General features: G+C 63.3%; 15 protein-coding genes and 1 pseudogene. 7 read left to right on the top strand and 9 right to left on the bottom strand.

The genetic code is table 11. The features are described from left to right. Window positions 1-78: 78 nt before the first annotated feature. Window positions 79-801 (bottom strand): anti-sigma factor, encoded by a 723-nt coding sequence (locus tag CK222_RS00295; RefSeq protein WP_176477540.1) that lies wholly within the window; start codon window positions 799-801, stop codon window positions 79-81. Next, window positions 798-1,337, bottom strand: coding sequence for a sigma-70 family RNA polymerase sigma factor (locus CK222_RS00290; RefSeq protein ID WP_095799021.1), 540 nt, complete (start codon window positions 1,335-1,337; stop codon window positions 798-800). The genes CK222_RS00295 and CK222_RS00290 overlap by 4 nt, the downstream gene beginning before the upstream one ends. A 176-nt stretch (window positions 1,338-1,513) precedes the next feature. On the opposite strand from CK222_RS00290, the gene CK222_RS00285 reads away from it, so the two are divergent. Both CK222_RS00285 and argB read left to right on the top strand, forming a co-directional pair. Next, window positions 1,514-3,010, top strand: a complete 1,497-nt coding sequence (locus tag CK222_RS00285; RefSeq protein WP_095799020.1) for an amidase — start codon at window positions 1,514-1,516, stop codon at window positions 3,008-3,010. Between the two features lie 243 nt (window positions 3,011-3,253). Further along, on the top strand, window positions 3,254-4,147 hold the full coding sequence (gene argB, locus CK222_RS00280) for an acetylglutamate kinase (protein ID WP_067003018.1): 894 nt from the start codon (window positions 3,254-3,256) through the stop codon (window positions 4,145-4,147). Between the two features lie 7 nt (window positions 4,148-4,154). Here the strand turns inward: argB and bchE are convergent, their stop codons facing one another. Next, window positions 4,155-5,723 (bottom strand): magnesium-protoporphyrin IX monomethyl ester anaerobic oxidative cyclase, encoded by a 1,569-nt coding sequence (bchE, locus tag CK222_RS00275; protein WP_095799019.1) that lies wholly within the window; start codon window positions 5,721-5,723, stop codon window positions 4,155-4,157. 325 nt (window positions 5,724-6,048) lie between these two features. Here bchE and CK222_RS00270 point away from each other — a divergent pair, with 325 nt between their 5' ends. After that, a complete protein-coding gene (locus tag CK222_RS00270; RefSeq protein ID WP_067323801.1) occupies window positions 6,049-7,119 on the top strand; it encodes a class I SAM-dependent methyltransferase in 1,071 nt (356 codons plus the stop codon). A 123-nt stretch (window positions 7,120-7,242) separates the two neighbouring features. On the opposite strand, the gene CK222_RS00265 is transcribed toward CK222_RS00270, so the two are convergent. Together CK222_RS00265 and CK222_RS00260 are read right to left on the bottom strand one after the other, a co-directional pair. Further along, window positions 7,243-9,222, bottom strand: a complete 1,980-nt coding sequence (locus tag CK222_RS00265) for a GGDEF and EAL domain-containing protein (protein WP_095799434.1) — start codon at window positions 9,220-9,222, stop codon at window positions 7,243-7,245. Window positions 9,223-9,608: 386 nt separating this feature from the next. Further along, window positions 9,609-10,085 carry an Lrp/AsnC family transcriptional regulator gene (locus tag CK222_RS00260; protein WP_067003023.1) on the bottom strand — a complete coding sequence of 159 codons (477 nt, stop codon included), beginning with the start codon at window positions 10,083-10,085 and terminating at the stop codon, window positions 9,609-9,611. A gap of 140 nt (window positions 10,086-10,225) precedes the next feature. Here CK222_RS00260 and phhA point away from each other — a divergent pair, with 140 nt between their 5' ends. Next, window positions 10,226-11,059: a phenylalanine 4-monooxygenase gene (gene phhA / locus CK222_RS00255; protein ID WP_095799018.1), complete on the top strand. Its 834-nt coding sequence runs from the start codon at window positions 10,226-10,228 to the stop codon at window positions 11,057-11,059. 159 nt (window positions 11,060-11,218) lie between these two features. Here the strand turns inward: phhA and CK222_RS00250 are convergent, their stop codons facing one another. Continuing rightward, a complete protein-coding gene (locus CK222_RS00250) occupies window positions 11,219-11,710 on the bottom strand; it encodes a MarR family transcriptional regulator (protein WP_095799017.1) in 492 nt (163 codons plus the stop codon). A 94-nt stretch (window positions 11,711-11,804) separates the two neighbouring features. On the opposite strand from CK222_RS00250, the gene CK222_RS32130 reads away from it, so the two are divergent. Continuing rightward, window positions 11,805-11,972 (top strand): hypothetical protein, encoded by a 168-nt coding sequence (locus CK222_RS32130; protein ID WP_164746631.1) that lies wholly within the window; start codon window positions 11,805-11,807, stop codon window positions 11,970-11,972. A 68-nt stretch (window positions 11,973-12,040) separates the two neighbouring features. Here CK222_RS32130 and CK222_RS33505 read toward each other — a convergent pair. Continuing rightward, window positions 12,041-12,203 (bottom strand): annotated as a pseudogene (locus CK222_RS33505) (GMC family oxidoreductase); the annotation flags it as partial. Continuing rightward, window positions 12,202-12,963 (bottom strand): GGDEF domain-containing protein, encoded by a 762-nt coding sequence (locus CK222_RS00240; RefSeq protein ID WP_067323795.1) that lies wholly within the window; start codon window positions 12,961-12,963, stop codon window positions 12,202-12,204. The gene CK222_RS00240 and the pseudogene CK222_RS33505, both read right to left, overlap by 2 nt. Window positions 12,964-13,113: 150 nt before the next feature. Between CK222_RS00240 and CK222_RS00235 the strand changes: the two genes are divergently transcribed. Further along, window positions 13,114-13,821 carry a pyrimidine 5'-nucleotidase gene (locus tag CK222_RS00235; protein ID WP_067003034.1) on the top strand — a complete coding sequence of 236 codons (708 nt, stop codon included), beginning with the start codon at window positions 13,114-13,116 and terminating at the stop codon, window positions 13,819-13,821. A 67-nt stretch (window positions 13,822-13,888) separates the two neighbouring features. On the opposite strand, the gene CK222_RS00230 is transcribed toward CK222_RS00235, so the two are convergent. After that, window positions 13,889-14,728 carry an LOG family protein gene (locus CK222_RS00230; protein WP_082953833.1) on the bottom strand — a complete coding sequence of 280 codons (840 nt, stop codon included), beginning with the start codon at window positions 14,726-14,728 and terminating at the stop codon, window positions 13,889-13,891. A gap of 143 nt (window positions 14,729-14,871) precedes the next feature. Here CK222_RS00230 and dapD point away from each other — a divergent pair, with 143 nt between their 5' ends. Then, window positions 14,872-15,726: a 2,3,4,5-tetrahydropyridine-2,6-dicarboxylate N-succinyltransferase gene (dapD, locus tag CK222_RS00225; protein ID WP_095799016.1), complete on the top strand. Its 855-nt coding sequence runs from the start codon at window positions 14,872-14,874 to the stop codon at window positions 15,724-15,726. Window positions 15,727-15,749: the final 23 nt, after the last annotated feature.

Here is a 15,749-nt window from a genome sequence, read left to right as displayed (position 1 = left end):
GGCGCACGAAAGCGCTGCTGCCGACACATGTCGGGTGGATAGACTTCGGATAGTCTCCAATTCTTTTCCGAAATGTCGTCAGATGCCCTTCAGATCGCCGGCGGCGACGACGGGGCCGGTCGGCTGGCCGGTCGGCGAACCGCCGGCCGGCTCGAGACTGACGGCGAGCACGGCGCCTTGCGCCAGCTTCTCCTGCACGGCCGGCGTGACGGCCATGCGCGCGGTCTGGCCGGCCGGGATGACGCCCATCGAGACCGGCGCAGTCTTGCCCTCGATCATCCACAGCTCGAAATCCTTGCCGGCGCCGCGTTCGCCGGAAACATGCGAGAGGCCGACCTCCTGGCGCGCAGCGTCATAGACAGCGAGGTATTTGACGTTGCTGTTGTCGGCGGCGAGCGAGGCGACCAGCCTGGTTTCGGGCTGCGGCAACGGCGGATTGACGAGAGGCAGGGCGACAAAGACGGCCAAAGCGGCAAGCGCGGCCGCGGCAAGCCCGCGCCAGAAGGCGAGGCTCCCCAGCAGGCCGGTGCTGGGCGCGGCGGGGGTGGTCACTGATGAGGCAAACAGCCGCCGGTCGATCGCCGCCTTGACCGAAGCCGGCGCCTCGACCGCAGCGTAGGCGGCTGCCATCGGCGCGAAATGGGCTTCCCAGGCATCGACCAGGCGGGCAAAACCCGCCTCGGTATCGATGCGGCGGGAGGCGATCTGGCGTTCGTCGGCTGCCAGAACGCCGAGAACGTATTCGGCGGCGAGCAGGTCGTCGCCTCCGCGTTCCGGTCCGTTTTCTTCCGCCAGCGTCATCTTTCCAGGCATTCTCTCAGTTTGAGCAAGCTTCGCCGCAGCCAAGTCCGCATCGTGTTCAGCGGGACCTTGTGGCGCTCCGCCAGCTCGGCATAGCTTTCGCCGTTGAGATAGGCGCCCCGGACCGCCGCCGCCCGGTGTTTCTCCAATTCGTCGAGGCAATGGTAGATGCGTTCGGTCTCGCCGCCCGCGACAGCCATGGCCTCAGGCCCCGGCGCCGGATCGGCGACCTCGAGCGCTGCATCGATATTGGCGGAAGGACCGCGCCGGGCCCTGATGCGGTCGATCGCATGGTTGCGCGCAATGGCCACCAGCCAGGAAATCGGGCTGAGATCGGAAATCGCGAAACGATCGGCCTTGGTCCAGATCTTGACGAAGACCTCCTGCAGTGCTTCTTCCGCCTCACTCTTGTCCCTCAATACACGAAGGCAGACGCCGAAAAGTTTCCCGCTGGTCTGCTTGTAGAGCAGATCGAACGCAGCCCGGTCCTTCATCGAAGTCCGGACGATCAGCTTGCTGATGTCCTGAGGCCCCATGCAGGCAAATTAGAAGATTGCGATTTATTTGCAACGGCGCGGGCGGTGTTGTCCACCCAAGGCTGCCGCGGCGTCAGTACGTGAAGTCATCTTCCGCAATGCGAGATGAACAACGCAAATCCGGATTTCGATTTGCGGCTTCATGCGATAGCCTTCGCCAAAACAGGGGAGCGGCGATGTCGATCGAACGCGTGCTTTGGGAACAGGATGCGACCGGACTTGCCGAACTCATCCACAAGGGGGAAATCTCGCCGCAGGAGCTGGTCGACGCCGCGATCGCCCGCGCCGAGGCGACAAGACCCGACATCAACGCCATAGCGACGCCGCTCTATGACGCCGCCAGGGCGCGGGCGAAGGCGATCGACCGCAAGCAGCCGCTCGCCGGCGTACCCTTCGCGCTGAAGGATCTCGGCATCGGCATCAAGGGCGTGCCGATCCATGGCGGCAGCCGCATTCCGGCCTTCACGGCCGATTTCAACTCGGTGATGGTCGAGCGCTATCTGGCCGCGGGCCTGATCCCGATCGCTACCAGCACCTCGCCTGAGCATGGGCTGCGGCTGATGACCGAATCGGCCCGCTTCGGCATCACCCGCAACCCCTGGAACACCGGCCACACCACCGGCGGCTCGTCCGGCGGATCGGCGGCGCTCGTCGCGGCCGGCGTGGTGCCGGCGGCGCACGCTTCCGACGGCGGCGGCTCGATCCGGGTGCCTTCGGCCTGCAGCGGCTTGGTCGGGCTCAAGACCTCGCGCGGTCGGGTGCCGCTGACGCCGCTCACCAGCGAGAGCTGGTACGGCATGGTCGTCGACCATGCGGTCAGCCGCTCGGTGCGCGATACAGCCCTCCTGCTCGACCTGACGCACGGCGCCGATCCGCTGTCGCCTTATGCGGCGCGGGAGCCCAAGGGCGCCTTCACCGCCGCAGCGGCGCGCGATCCAGGCCGGCTCAGCCTCGCCGTCTACCGCAAATCGCCGCTCGGCCTGCCGATCTCGGCTGAGACGATGGAAGCGCTGGACACCGCGGTGGCGCTGGCGCGCGAGGGCGGGCACACGGTGGAAGAGATCGACCTGCCCTATATCGGCCGCGACTTCATCGCCGATTTCTGCAAGAGCGTCGCGTCGGCCGTCGCAGGCATGATGCGTGCCGAGGCGAAGCGCGTCGGCCGCCCGGTGTCCGGCGAGGTCGAACGTGCGACGCGCGTGCTTGGTCGCCTCGGCGAAATGCTGTCCGCCGGCGAGGTCTATGACGCCGTGCAGCGGCTCAACGCCACCGCGCGGCAGATGATCGAAGACACGGCGCGCTTCGATGCCGTGCTGATGCCGATCATTGCGCACCCGCCGCTCGCCTGCGGCGCGATGGACCCGAAAGGCGCCGACGAGCTCGTCGAGAACGTCCTCGACAAATTGCATCTTACCGGGCTGCTCAGGATCAAATCGTTTTTCGGCCAGCTGATGGACAAGAGCCTGTGGTTCACTCCCTGGCCGGCGATCCACAATGTCAGCGGCCAGCCCTCGATCGCGCTGCCGGTGCATGTCACCGCAGGTGGCCTGCCGCTCGGCATCCAGGCCGCGGGACGGCCCGGCGACGAGGAGACGCTTTTGTCGCTCGCAGCGCAAATGGAGAAGATTTCAGGATGGCTGAAGCGCCGCGCGCCGCTCAAGGTGCCCGGCTAGGTCTGTCGAGATTCAGGTGATGCCGGCCTGCGAATGGCGGTTTTCTGCGCTTTCCGGTACTCACGTACCAGAAAGTACGCTCCGTTCCGGTTCTCGAAATCCGCCATTCTCGACTCGGCCTGACCTGAATCTCGACAGACCTTGAAACCCGCCGATTTCGTCATTGTGAGCGCAAAGCCGTTTGCGACCTGCGGCAATTCCCGCTAAGACGCCCGCCATCCTTGCCACCTAGGGAAAGCACCGATGACGGACATCGCCGCCAACGCCGAAATGCAGGCCGCGCTGCTCTCGCGCGCGCTTCCTTATATGCAGCGCTACGAGAACAAGACGGTGGTGGTTAAGTATGGCGGCCATGCCATGGGCGACAACGAGCTCGGCAAGGCCTTTGCCCGCGACATCGCGCTGCTCAAACAGTCCGGCGTCAACCCGATCGTCGTTCACGGCGGCGGGCCGCAGATTGGCGCCATGCTCAACAAGATGGGCATCGAATCCAAGTTCGAGGGCGGGTTGCGCGTCACCGACCAGAAGACGGTCGAGATCGTCGAGATGGTGCTGGCCGGCTCGATCAACAAGGAAATCGTGGCGCTGATCAACGCCGAAGGCGAATGGGCTATCGGTCTCTGTGGCAAGGACGGCAACATGGTCTTCGCCGAAAAGGCGCGCAAGACCATGATCGACCCGGATTCCAACATCGAGCGGGTGCTGGATCTCGGTTTCGTCGGCGAGCCGGTCGAGGTCGACCGCACTCTGCTCGACCTGCTGGCCCGTTCCGAGATGATCCCGGTGCTGGCGCCGGTGGCGCCCGGCCGCGACGGCCATACCTACAACATCAACGCCGATACCTTTGCCGGCGCCATCGCCGGCGCCTGCCGCGCCTCGCGCCTGCTTTTCCTGACCGACGTGCCCGGCGTGCTCGACAAGAACAAGAAGCTGATCGACGAGCTGACGGTCGGCGAGGCCAAGGCGCTGATCAAGGACGGCACGATATCGGGCGGCATGATCCCGAAGGTCGAGACCTGCATCGAGGCGATCGAGCGCGGCGTCGAGGGCGTCGTCATCCTCAACGGCAAGACGCCGCATTCGGTGCTGCTCGAGCTGTTCACCGAGCACGGGGCCGGCACGCTGATCGTGCCGTAGCGATTATTTAGCCGGCTAGCCTGCTGCTTTTCGCGACCCGCTTATCTTCCGCGACGGGCAGGGCCGGCTTTCGCGCCGGGCGCTGAAAGACCATCGATTCCTCGTCGGCGTCCTGCGGCGCGCCCCAGAATTCGGCAAGCGTCGGGCCCGCGGCCACGCGGCGGTCGCGGACCAGAAAACCCCAAACCTCACGGAACCACACGCGGCGGCCCATCTTGGTGTACCAACGCATCGAATGCCGCTGCTCTGGGTCCGGATGGAAAAGGACGCGCGCCAGCGCTTTCGGCCGTGACTGCACGGCAAGCTCGATCAGCTTGACGGCGGAGAACAGCATCCACGGCTTCAGCCGGGTCATATGCAGCACCTGGTGCTTGTAGTCCCAGAGCCGGATGTCCTTCTGGATCACCCTGCGATCCTTGGCGATGCGGAAGAACAGCGTCCAGCGATGCGGCGTCACATAGAGCGCCTGGATCTGGTCGGGATCATAGGCGATGAGCTGGCGAAAGCCGCGCCAGAGATCGCGAAAACCCTCATCCTCGAAGCCAGCGACCCAGGTCGCCATGGACAATATGCCGTGCCGGCGAAGCAGCCGGATCGCTTCGCGATCGGACTTGGTGCTGCCGCCCTTGCGGATCAGCGACAGTGTGGCCTCGTCGGTGTTCTCCATGCCGAGCAGCCAGCGGATGACGCCGGCCTTGCGATAAAGGTGCAGGATATCGGCATCGCGCACGATATCGTCGGCGCGCGTCGAGCCGACGATCAGCACCGGCACGTTCTCGGCGATCATGGCATCGAGAAAGGCGCGCCAGGCCTTCTTCGAAGAGGTCGGGTTCTCGTCGGCCAGATTGACCAGCTCGACGCCATACTCGCGGTGCAGCCAGGCGATCTCCTTGGCGAAGCTGGCCGGATCGCGATGTCGCCAGCGGGTCCAGAAGCCGCGCTGGCCGCAATAGTTGCACAGATGCGGACAGCCGCGCGAGAACTGCATGACCACGGCGCGCTTGCCGCCCCAATAGCTGTAGCGGCCATGGTCGATCAGCTCCCAGCCGATGCGGCAGGCGTCGAGATCGGTAATCGTCATCGCAGGCGGCGCCGCAAAGGGTCGGCCGCAATCGTCGCGATAGGCGATGCCGGCGACACCCGACACCGGCCGGCGCCTTTCCAGCGCCTCGACCAGCGCCAGCGCGGTCGCCTCACCCTCGCCGCGCACGATGAAGTCGAAGACGTCCGTTGCGGCGAGCACGTCGCGCCAGTGATAGGTCGGGAAGACGCCGCCATAGAGGATGACGACCCCTAGCGCGCGGGCTTTGATCATTTCCGCGATCCGCAGCGCGGTCGGATGCGCCGAGGTCGAGCCGGAATGGCCGATCAGGACGAAATCCGGATTATCGCTCAGGGCCTCATCGACGAGCGTGGAAAGCGGCATCGGCCCGAACTCCGCATCGACCAGGCGCACCCGATGGCCGGCATCGAGCAGCGGACCGCCGATCGCCAGCAGACCCAAAGGCGGCAGGTGATCGTCGGGCACGCGGCTGCCGATGGCCGTATGCGGCGGGTTGACCAGCACGATGTTCATGGCGGACCTCCGTTGCGTCGGTCCGCCGGTCGTATTTGGCGATGTCGAAGCCGCCTGGGCGCGGTTCAGCAGTTTCGATGCAGCTTTCCCACAGATTTGATGGGCACACCCGAAACGTCGCGCAGAGCGGGAGACGGCGTCAGCCCAGTGCATAACAAAAGGTTAAGGACGTGCGCGTTGCGCAGCTCGATCGAGCTCTGGTTTTCGGCGCTTCAAACCTTCGGCAAGGAGAGTATTAGCAGAAACTAATGCAGTTGACCCTAAACTTTTATTAAAACTCTAGGCATTTATAATTGTCGGTGGGGGACCACAAGGAAATGCCCATATGGCGCTGAATCCCGATCTGAAAATCGATGAGGCGAGCCTCATCACATCGACGTTGATCAAGAAGCACAAGGCGGCGTCCGCGGAGGCGGTCGACGCCGCCGAGCTCAAGGCGCGGGCGGCCCAGCTCGCCCTGGTGCTGGACCTCGCTCATCAGGCTTTCGCGCGCCAGGAGCCCGCAGGGCAAATCGTCGAGCGCCTGGCGGGTCGACTGCATGAACTGCGCCGGGAGGTCGCTCCGGCTCTTTGGCAGGAACTGATCCCGCTCGCTCAGCAGCACCGCGTGGCGGCCTACCTGAAGCAGGATCCGTTCACGCGCTGGTCCTTCGAAAAGCCGCGCGGCTATTCGGGCGACGCGACGCTGCTGGACATCTACTACAAGCACCCGAGCGCCGACGAGATCGTGGCATCGTCGAGCGAACTCGGCCGCGAGATCTTTGCCTATACGAGCGAAGCGGCAAGCTCGGTGGCGGGGCGCGAGCGCCGCGAGATACTGGCCAAAACGGTCGACGAAACGGCTGCCCGGGTAGAAAACGCCGAGGTGCTGGCAATCGCCTGCGGCCATTTGCGGGAAGCCGAACTCTCAAAGGCGCTCGCCGAGAGAAGGTTAAAGCGCTGGATCGGTCTCGACCAGGATCCGGTGAGCGTCGGCACGGTCAACCGCGACCTCACCGGTACGGCAGTGGAAGCCGTGGACGGATCCGTGCGCGGTCTTTTGCGGCGCGCCTACCCGCTTGGCACATTCGATCTCGTCTATGCGTCTGGGCTGTATGACTACCTGCCGCTTCCGGTCGGCGCACGGCTGCTGCAGCGCGCGATGGAACTGGTCAAGCCGGACGGCGAATTCCTCTTCGCCAATTTCAGCGACGAGATCACGACCGACGGGTACATGGAAACGTTCATGGATTGGCCGCTCATCCTGCGATCGGCCGGCGACATGTGGGACATCATCAATGCCGCGGTGGATAAGAACCGCGTCGAAGCCGAGGTCTATTACGGATCGAATAGGAACATCGTCTACGGCAAGATCCGCAAACGCGTGGATTTCGCGGCGCCCGCCATGGAGCGGTAGCGGAGCCGCTTCACATCCGGATTTTCAAGTCGGGCCGTGCAGCGGCCCGGCTTTCTGATGCATCGCGCGGCGTCCTCGTTTCGCCGACATAGCGCCGCCTGTCCTCCTGCCGGACTGCTTAAGCTAAGCGACGAGGTCCTGCCTGGCCTGCATGATCTCTTCGATCGGGACGGGACGTCCGGTCAGGAAGCCCTGGATCGACTGAATGCCCATGTGCTGCAGCAAATTCTGCTGCTCTTTCGTCTCGACACCCTCGACAAGGACCGTATGGCCCAGATTGCGCAGCAGTCTGACCATGTCCTGCAACAGGCTCAGGCCTCGAACCGTCTGGCAATCGTGCAAGAAACTGCGATCGATCTTGACGACGTCGAACTTGAAACGACGGAGCCAGGCCAGACCCGCAAATCCGGTTCCGAAATCATCGAGCCAGATCTGAACACCCAGGTTTCGAAGCTGCTCGATACTTCTGGCGGCCTGTGCCTCCAGAGATATATCGCTGCCTTCAGTCACCTCGAGCGCCAGCCTCTGGGGCGCCATGCCATGCCGACCAAGGATCTCGGTGACGTGAAGCGGGAAATTCGGAGCCTTGAGCTGGACGACCGAGACGTTCACCGACACGACCGATCCCAATCCGTGTTCAACCATGTCACCGCAAGCCCGATCGATCACCCACATCCCGAGTTCCTCGATCCCGCCGGTCTGCTCGGCGACAGGTATGAACACGGACGGGCTGATCACGCTGCCGTCGAAGTCGCGCAGCCGCATCAACGACTCATGGCCAAGCACGTTGCCGGATATCGCATCGCAGATCGGCTGATAGACGACTGAGACCAGTCCCTCCGAAACGGCTTGCTTGAGCAGTTCCGAAAGATTCTGGCTGGCGCGCTTCTGATCGATGGCCTGCGCATCATAGATGGTGAAGGTCGCGCGACCGGAAAACTTGGAGGCGTAAAGCGCGCGATCGGCCTCCTGCAACAAGATCCGAAGCTCTATGCTTTGATCGGCGCGCGTCAACGAGGCGCCAGCGCTGATGGTGACGATGTTGAGTTTATCGTCCCGATCGGGATGGGAGATGTTCAAGTCCTCGACGGCCCGGCAGAATTGATGGGTCACCTCGCGCAGGTGATCCGGTCCGGCGACCTTGCAGAGCACGACGAATTCTTCGCCGCCGTACCGTCCTGCGATGGCGTGATGGGACGCCGCCGTCTCGTCGAAGGCTCGGGCAAGCTCGATCAGGCAGTCGTCGCCGGCCTGATGGCCGAGCCGGTCGTTGAACCGCTTGAAGTAGTCCACGTCCATGAGAATGACGCCTATTTCGTCATTGTCCCTGGCCCATTCCTTGCACAACTCCGCGAATTCCCGGGTGATCGCCCTGCGGTTCTTAAGCCCGGTAAGCGGGTCGGTGTCTGCGATCTCGATGAGCTTTTGACCATTTTCGATGGCGACCTGCTCCTGGATCTGCGCCTGAAGGGCATGCAGGAAGGTTTGGTAGCGCTCCATGCTGAGGCGCCATGACAGATAAAGCGACAAAACAAGGCAATTCACGAAATAGGTTGCAAGCACCAGACGGGTGCCAAGATCGGCTTGAAGCAAGAACAGCGTGGCGCCGAGGAATGCTATTGTCACGGTTGCGGACGACAGCGCCGAGAGCCATAGCCGGAAGTTGAAGAAAAGATTGGCACCGAGAATGAAAACCGTGCCGAAGATGATGAAATGGGACAGCGCCTCCTGATGCGTCGTTCCGAGGGCCGACAGCAGCCATCCGATCGCGCCCGCCACGATCGCCAGAGCAGCAACGTAGTGCAGAGTGGTGACGGCAAAATCGCGTCGAGCAACAAGTTCGACAAGCACCAGGAAGGTCAATCCCAACGTCAGGCGCGTCAGAATCACTCGGTCGGCAATGTCCGGGAAAAGGAACCAGTCGAAGGCCCCGTAGCATATGTAGCTCAACACGGCCGCCGCTATGCCCCAGCGCACGACCTTGCGATTCTGATCCGCGTTCTTCTGCAGCAGCATCGCAAAAAGCGTCGGATCGGCGGATTTCCACGGCGGGCGTGAAATCGCTTCAGTGACCCTCTGAGCCACGTCCTCCGTCAGTTGCATGCAATGCTCCTTTGCGATCATCCTCCGCATGAACGGGTTCGAGCAAGCGAAGTCCGTCAAGTCCTTACGGAAGGACGAAGGCAAGCCTGGTTCATTATAAGACACTAATGTTGCTAACCGCCGGTAAACGGATCATGCGATTGCACCGGCACAGCGACCCGCTAAGGATTCCATGCAACAATCGTGAGTTACCGAATAATGCATGGTCACACTTTCTCCAGATCGCAAGAGACGACGCACGAAACATTGCGTAAATTTCCGAGCGCGTCTTTTGTTAAGGTTCGTGTAACCTTAATTTCAGTTGATATCGGGGAAATCGTCCCGAAGTAGATTCGCTCCGACCACATTGTCGGGCCGTTCTTTGCGGAGAACCGTTTCGGGTACGATTACCGCCGCAGATGGCTGAGCGGCACGTGGCCTGGCCCCTTGATGTTCTGCAGCACAAGCTGGGTATGGACGTCGCGGACGCCGGGCAGCCGCATCAGTCGGTGCATGACGAAAGCATTGAGATCGTCCACCGACGGCACCATCACATGCAGCAGGAAATCGTGGTCGCCGGTCATCGTCCAGCAGGACGAGACCTCGTCCATGCGCTGCACGGCGGCGATGAAGCTTTCCGGCGAGCCGTCGCTGTGGCTCACCAGGCGGACCTGGATGAACACCTCGACCGTCAGCCCCAGCGCGCGTCGGCTGAGCACGGCGGCAAAGCCCTTGATGATGCCGGCGCCTTGCAGCGCCTCGAAGCGCCGAGCGCAGGGAGTGGTCGACAGGCCGATCTCCTGCGCGAGTTCCGACACGGCCTTGCGCCCGTCGCGCTGCAGGGTGTCCAGCATTCTTATTTCGAACTCGTCCAACTGAGGCATTTTCCCTCCTAAACGTTTAAATTTGAGCGGAGTTTACCTCAAAATCCCTCGCGTGGCTACAAAGAAGGCTGATTTGCCTCACGAGCCGCGGCTACGATGACGCCACCATCCGGGAACCGACGATTTTTCAGGAGGAAGAAATGACGATCAGCGTTGCCGACTATGCCCGCGAGTGCGCGGCGCAAGGCCTTCGCGGCGACTATTCGGTGTGCCGCGCCGACTTCACAGTGGCCCAGCATTACGACTATTCCGCCGACGAGCAGGCAGTGTGGCGCACGCTCTGCGATCGCCAGACGAAGCTGACGCAGAGGCTGGCGCACCGTTCCTATCTCGACGGCGTCGCGACGCTCGGGCTGCTCGACAAGATTCCGGATTTCGACGCCATCAGCGAGAAATTGCGCAAGCTCACGGGCTGGGAAATCGTGGCGGTGCCCGGGCTGATCCCCGCCGGCCCCTTCTTCGACCATCTCGCAAACCGCCGTTTCCCGGTCACCAACTGGCTGCGGACCAGGCAGGAACTCGACTACATCGTCGAGCCGGACATGTTCCATGACTTCTTCGGGCATGTGCCGATCCTGACGCAGCCGGTGTTCGCCGATTTCATGCAGATGTATGGTGAGAAGGCCGAGGACATGATCGCGCTGGGCGGCGACGAGATGATCACCCGGCTCTACTGGTACAGCGCCGAATACGGCCTCATCCAGGAAGCCGGCCAGCCGGTAAAGGCTTTCGGCGCAGGACTGATGTCGTCTTTCACCGAGCTGCAATTCGCGGTCGAAAGCAAGGACGCCCATCATGTGCCGTTCGACCTGGAGACGGTGATGCGCACCGGCTACGAGATCGACAAGTTCCAGCGCGCCTACTTCGTGCTGCCGTCCTTCGACGCATTGCGCGATGCATTCGCCGGCGACGACCTCGCCGGGATCGTCACGCGGTTCAAGGGTCAGCCGGCGCTCGACCCCGCCACGGTCTAGGCATTGAACCAAAATGCGCGAGCCCGAAATCGTTCGGTGCGGCGCGCTTCGGGGTCCGGCTTTCGCCCAGCCGGCCGTCAGAGCGGTTCGGTGGCTAAAAGGCGACTGAGCCGCTCTGGGTTTGCGGAAGCAAGCCGCCAGTGTCCGGTCCCTCGGGCATCAGCCGGCCGAAGCCGGCTCGGCCTTGAGCCTCGCCAACTGCTCGCTTTGCAGCTCCAGCGCGGCGTCGATGAAGCGCAGCACGGTCGCCAACTCGGCGTCGCTGAAAGCCGCCATCACTTTCTCGCCCTCGCGCGCGATGGCGCCATAGTAGCGCTCCGAAAGTTCTCTGGTCAGGTCGGTCGCCTCGATCACCACCTTGCGCCTGTCTTCCAGGCTGCGGGTTCGGGTAACGAGCCCACGCGCCTCAAGCCGGTCGATCAAGGCCGTCACCGCTGCCGGCGTCAGCCCCGTCGCCGCCGCCACGGCGCCGGCCGATTGCGGCCCCGCATAGAGCAAGCCCAGACAATGCCGCTCGGCCGCGATCAGCCCAAGCCGCTCCCCGACCGCCTCGTCATAGGCTTGCGTCGCGTCCTGCCAGCGCATGACGGCACGGCTGACGGCCGCCGTCATCTCAGCACGATTCATGCTTGACGAATTTAGTTCTATCATCTAACTATCAAGTTGTCTAACATTCAGACTATCGTATCAATATGCGATGCCACCCTTTGCGAAGCAAGGGCAAAGTCGCCGACGGGAGTGAACAATGAGCTTGATTCAACAGCGCCCCCCTCTCTCGCATGAGGAGGAGTACAGATACGCCAAGCTGGCCATGGAATGGTATGGCTGGGGCTCGCCCATCGGCCTCGGCATCCTGCTGGTGGCACTTGCCGCCGCGGCCGTGCTGGTGCGGGTCGCCGTTTTCGGACTGTAAATCCGACCCCCAAAGGCGCGCCAGGGCGGCGCCGATTCCACTTCCGGCGCCGCCTGCCTTTTCGGGGTTCAGACTGTGATCACTTGGCCGAGGTGATCGCCCAGCCGGCAGGCGAGCGCCCGCCGTCTCCTCATTAGTCGGATAATCGCCACCATTGCCGATCCAGTCGGCGATGCGCACGCGGCCGAGATTCTTCCGCGCCATGGTCGTGCCGAAGAGCCGCAAGCCCTCAGGCGGCTTCCGAAAGATCGCGATCGAGAACGGACAGGTTGCGGCCGCGATGCTTGGCCTCGTAGAGCCTGCGGTCAGCGGCGCGCATCAGCTCCGACACGGTGGCGCTCTCGCCACAGGTGATGCCGCCGATCGAGACCGTCAAAGGCACGGTCCGCTCGTCGACGGGGCGAAAGCGGATCAGTTCGACCTCGCGACGGATGCGCTCGGCCACGCGCCTTGCTTCCGGTTCGGTGGCGCCAACCAGGAAGGCGGCGAACTCCTCGCCGCCGATTCGGCCGAGCACATCGCCGCTGCGCACGCCGCGCTCGATGGCGCCGGCGATCAGAAGCAGTGCATCGTCGCCGGTCAGGTGACCGTAATTGTCGTTGATGGTCTTGAAGTGGTCGGCATCGATGATCAGCAGGGCGCCGCGATCGGCCTTGCGCCGGGAACCGTCGAGCGCGGCGAAGAAGGTCTCGCGGTTGAGCATGCCGGTCATGTCGTCGCGGCTTGCCTTCTCCGACAGGCGTCTGTGGGCCGCGGCGAGCTGGGCATGCGCGCGGGCAAGCTCGCGATGCGCATTTTTCAGCCGGTCGCTTTGCCAGAAGGTGCCGACGCTGGCAATCCAGGCGAGAATCAAAGGGCAAACCGTGGCCGTAAGCCAGACGGTGCGGCTGATCGGAAAGCCCATGGCCGGGACCACAACCAGCGTCAACAAGAGCGAGACAGCGACCGAAGCGAACGCGACGACTGCGGACTTCAAGATTATGCGACTCATCGCTGTCTCCCAACGGACTGCCTCTGTGCCAGCAAGCGCTGAAGGTGACCTTTCCGGGACGATTAAAATTTGAAGCGAGGCGCCATTTTCACGACGCAAGACGCGCGGAAGTTGTGGATAAACTCCGCGTCCGCATGCCATAAGGAGGCCATGACGACGACACCCGAGCCCGCCCGTTTTGCCCATGTCACGGATTGGGTATTCGACCTCGACAACACGCTCTATCCGCATCACTCGAACCTGTTCGCGCAGATCGACGTGAAGATGACTGCCTATGTCGGCGAGCTGCTGACGCTCTCGCGCGAGGAGGCGCGCAAGCTGCAGAAAGAGCTCTACCTGGAGTACGGCACGACGCTGAACGGGCTGATGGCGCGCCACGGCATCGACCCCGACGACTTCCTCGAGAAGGTGCACGACATCGACTATTCCTGGCTGGTGCCCGATCCGGTGCTCGGTGCCGCGATCCGCCAATTGCCGGGCCGCAAGTTCATTTTCACCAATGGGGACCGCAAGCATGCCGAGCGCGCCGCGCGCCAGCTCGGCGTATTGGATCATTTCGACGACATCTTCGACATCGTCGCGGCGGGTCTCAACCCCAAGCCGGCCCGCCAGACCTATGAGCGGTTCGCCGAGCTGCATTCCGTGACCGGCCACAACGCGGTGATGTTCGAGGACCTGGCGCGCAACCTCTCTGTGCCGAAATCGCTCGGCATGACGACGGTGCTGGTCGTGCCGCGCAATTTCGAGCCGACTTTCTCCGAGATCTGGGAGCGCGACCCGGCGAATGAGGACGACGTGGATTTCGTCACCGACGACCTCGCCGGCTTCCTGACGGCAATCGTCGAGGTCCCGGGCTGAACCAACTCCAGATTGCCGGCGCCGCCGTCAGAACTCGCTGGTCATTGCGGTAACGACGAGCGCGCACTCAGAGGCTGTAGAAGCGGCGAACGATGTCCCAGGCTTCGTCGGCGGTGTCGACGAAATCGATGATGTCCTGGTCGCCGGGCGAGATCGTGCCTTGCTCGGCAAGGAAGTCGAGGTCGATCGCCCGTTGCCAGAACGCCTTGCCGAACAGGATCACCGGCACGCGCTCCATGCGCCCGGTCTGGATCAGCGTCAGCGTCTCGAAGAATTCGTCCATCGTGCCGAAGCCGCCCGGAAACACGGCGACCGCCTTGGCGCGCATGACGAAATGCATCTTGCGGATTGCGAAATAGTGGAAGTTGAAGCAGAGCTCGGGCGTCACATAGGCGTTCGGCGCCTGCTCGTGCGGCAGCACGATGTTCAAGCCGATCGACGGCGCGCCAACATCGTCGGCGCCGCGATTGCCCGCCTCCATGACTCCCGGTCCGCCGCCGGTGACGACGACGAATTCGCGATAGTAGGACGTGGCCGACTGCTGCGAGCACAGCCGGGCGAACTTGCGCGCCTCTTCGTAATATTTGCTGTTCAGCTCGAGGTTCTTCTTCTGCGTCTCGTTCTTGGCGGCCCAGGCGGCGCCGCCCGGCTCGGGAAGCCGCGCCCCGCCGAACAGGATGACGGTCGAGCGGATGCCGCGCTCGGCAAGGATCATCTCCGGCTTCAAGAGCTCGAGCTGCAGGCGCACCGGACGCAATTCGCGCCGCGTCATGAAGTCGGGATCGTTCCAGGCCAGGCGATAGGTTTCGGCCCGCGTCTGCGGCGTGTCCGGCACGCTTTTCGACCGCTCGAGATCCTCGTCCGAATGGGGCAGCGGCGTCCAGCCCGCCTTTTCCATGGGTGTCATCGAATCCACCGTCCTAATTCCTTTACTTGCGCCGTCCCGTGACGCAGTCGCGATTGACCCCCATTAAGGCTTCACATAGGGTCCGCGCGATTTCAAAACAGGTTAAGGCGCAGGCCTTAACAGCTTTGTAATGGAGAAAATTCATGTCGAAGCCCGATCTGGCGAGCCTCGAAAAGACCATCGAAAAGGCCTTCGAGGAGCGCGATACGATTTCGACCGCGACCCGCGGCGAAACGCGCGACGCCATCCAGTCGGCGCTCGACTTGCTCGACCGCGGCGTGGTTCGCGTCGCCGAGCGGCAGGACGGCGGCAAGTGGCTGGTCAACCAGTGGCTGAAGAAGGCGGTGCTGCTCTCCTTCCGGCTGAACCCGATGGAGATCATCAAGGGCGGCCCGGGCCACTCGGTATGGTGGGACAAGGTGCCGTCGAAGTTCGAGGGCTGGGGCGCGGTCGATTTCGAGAAGGCCGGCTTCCGCGCCGTGCCGTCCTCGGTCGTGCGCCGCTCGGCCTATGTCGCCCCGGGCGCGGTGCTGATGCCGTCCTTCGTCAATGTCGGCGCCTATGTCGATACAGGAACCATGGTCGACACCTGGGCCTCGGTCGGCTCTTGCGCCCAGATCGGCAAGAACGTGCATCTCTCCGGCGGCGTCGGCATCGGCGGCGTGCTGGAGCCGATGCAGGCCGGTCCGACCATCATCGAGGACAATTGCTTCATCGGCGCGCGCTCCGAGGTGGTCGAAGGCTGCATCGTGCGCGAAGGCTCGGTGCTCGGCATGGGCGTGTTCATCGGCCAGTCGACCAAGATCGTCGACCGCGCGACCGGCGAGGTCTTCTACGGTGAAGTGCCGGCAAATTCGGTGGTCGTCGCCGGATCGCTGCCGGGCAAGCCGCTGCCCAATGGCGAGCCGGGGCCGAGCCTCTACTGCGCCGTCATCGTCAAACGCGTCGACGCCAGGACCCGCTCCAAGACGTCGATCAACGAATTGCTGCGCGATTGATCTTTCCCGCGAACAGACGCAGC

The sequence above is a fragment of the Mesorhizobium sp. WSM3866 genome (assembly GCF_002294795.1).
GTDB lineage: Bacteria > Pseudomonadota > Alphaproteobacteria > Rhizobiales > Rhizobiaceae > Mesorhizobium.
This window is presented reverse-complemented; position numbering and strand designations above follow the sequence as displayed.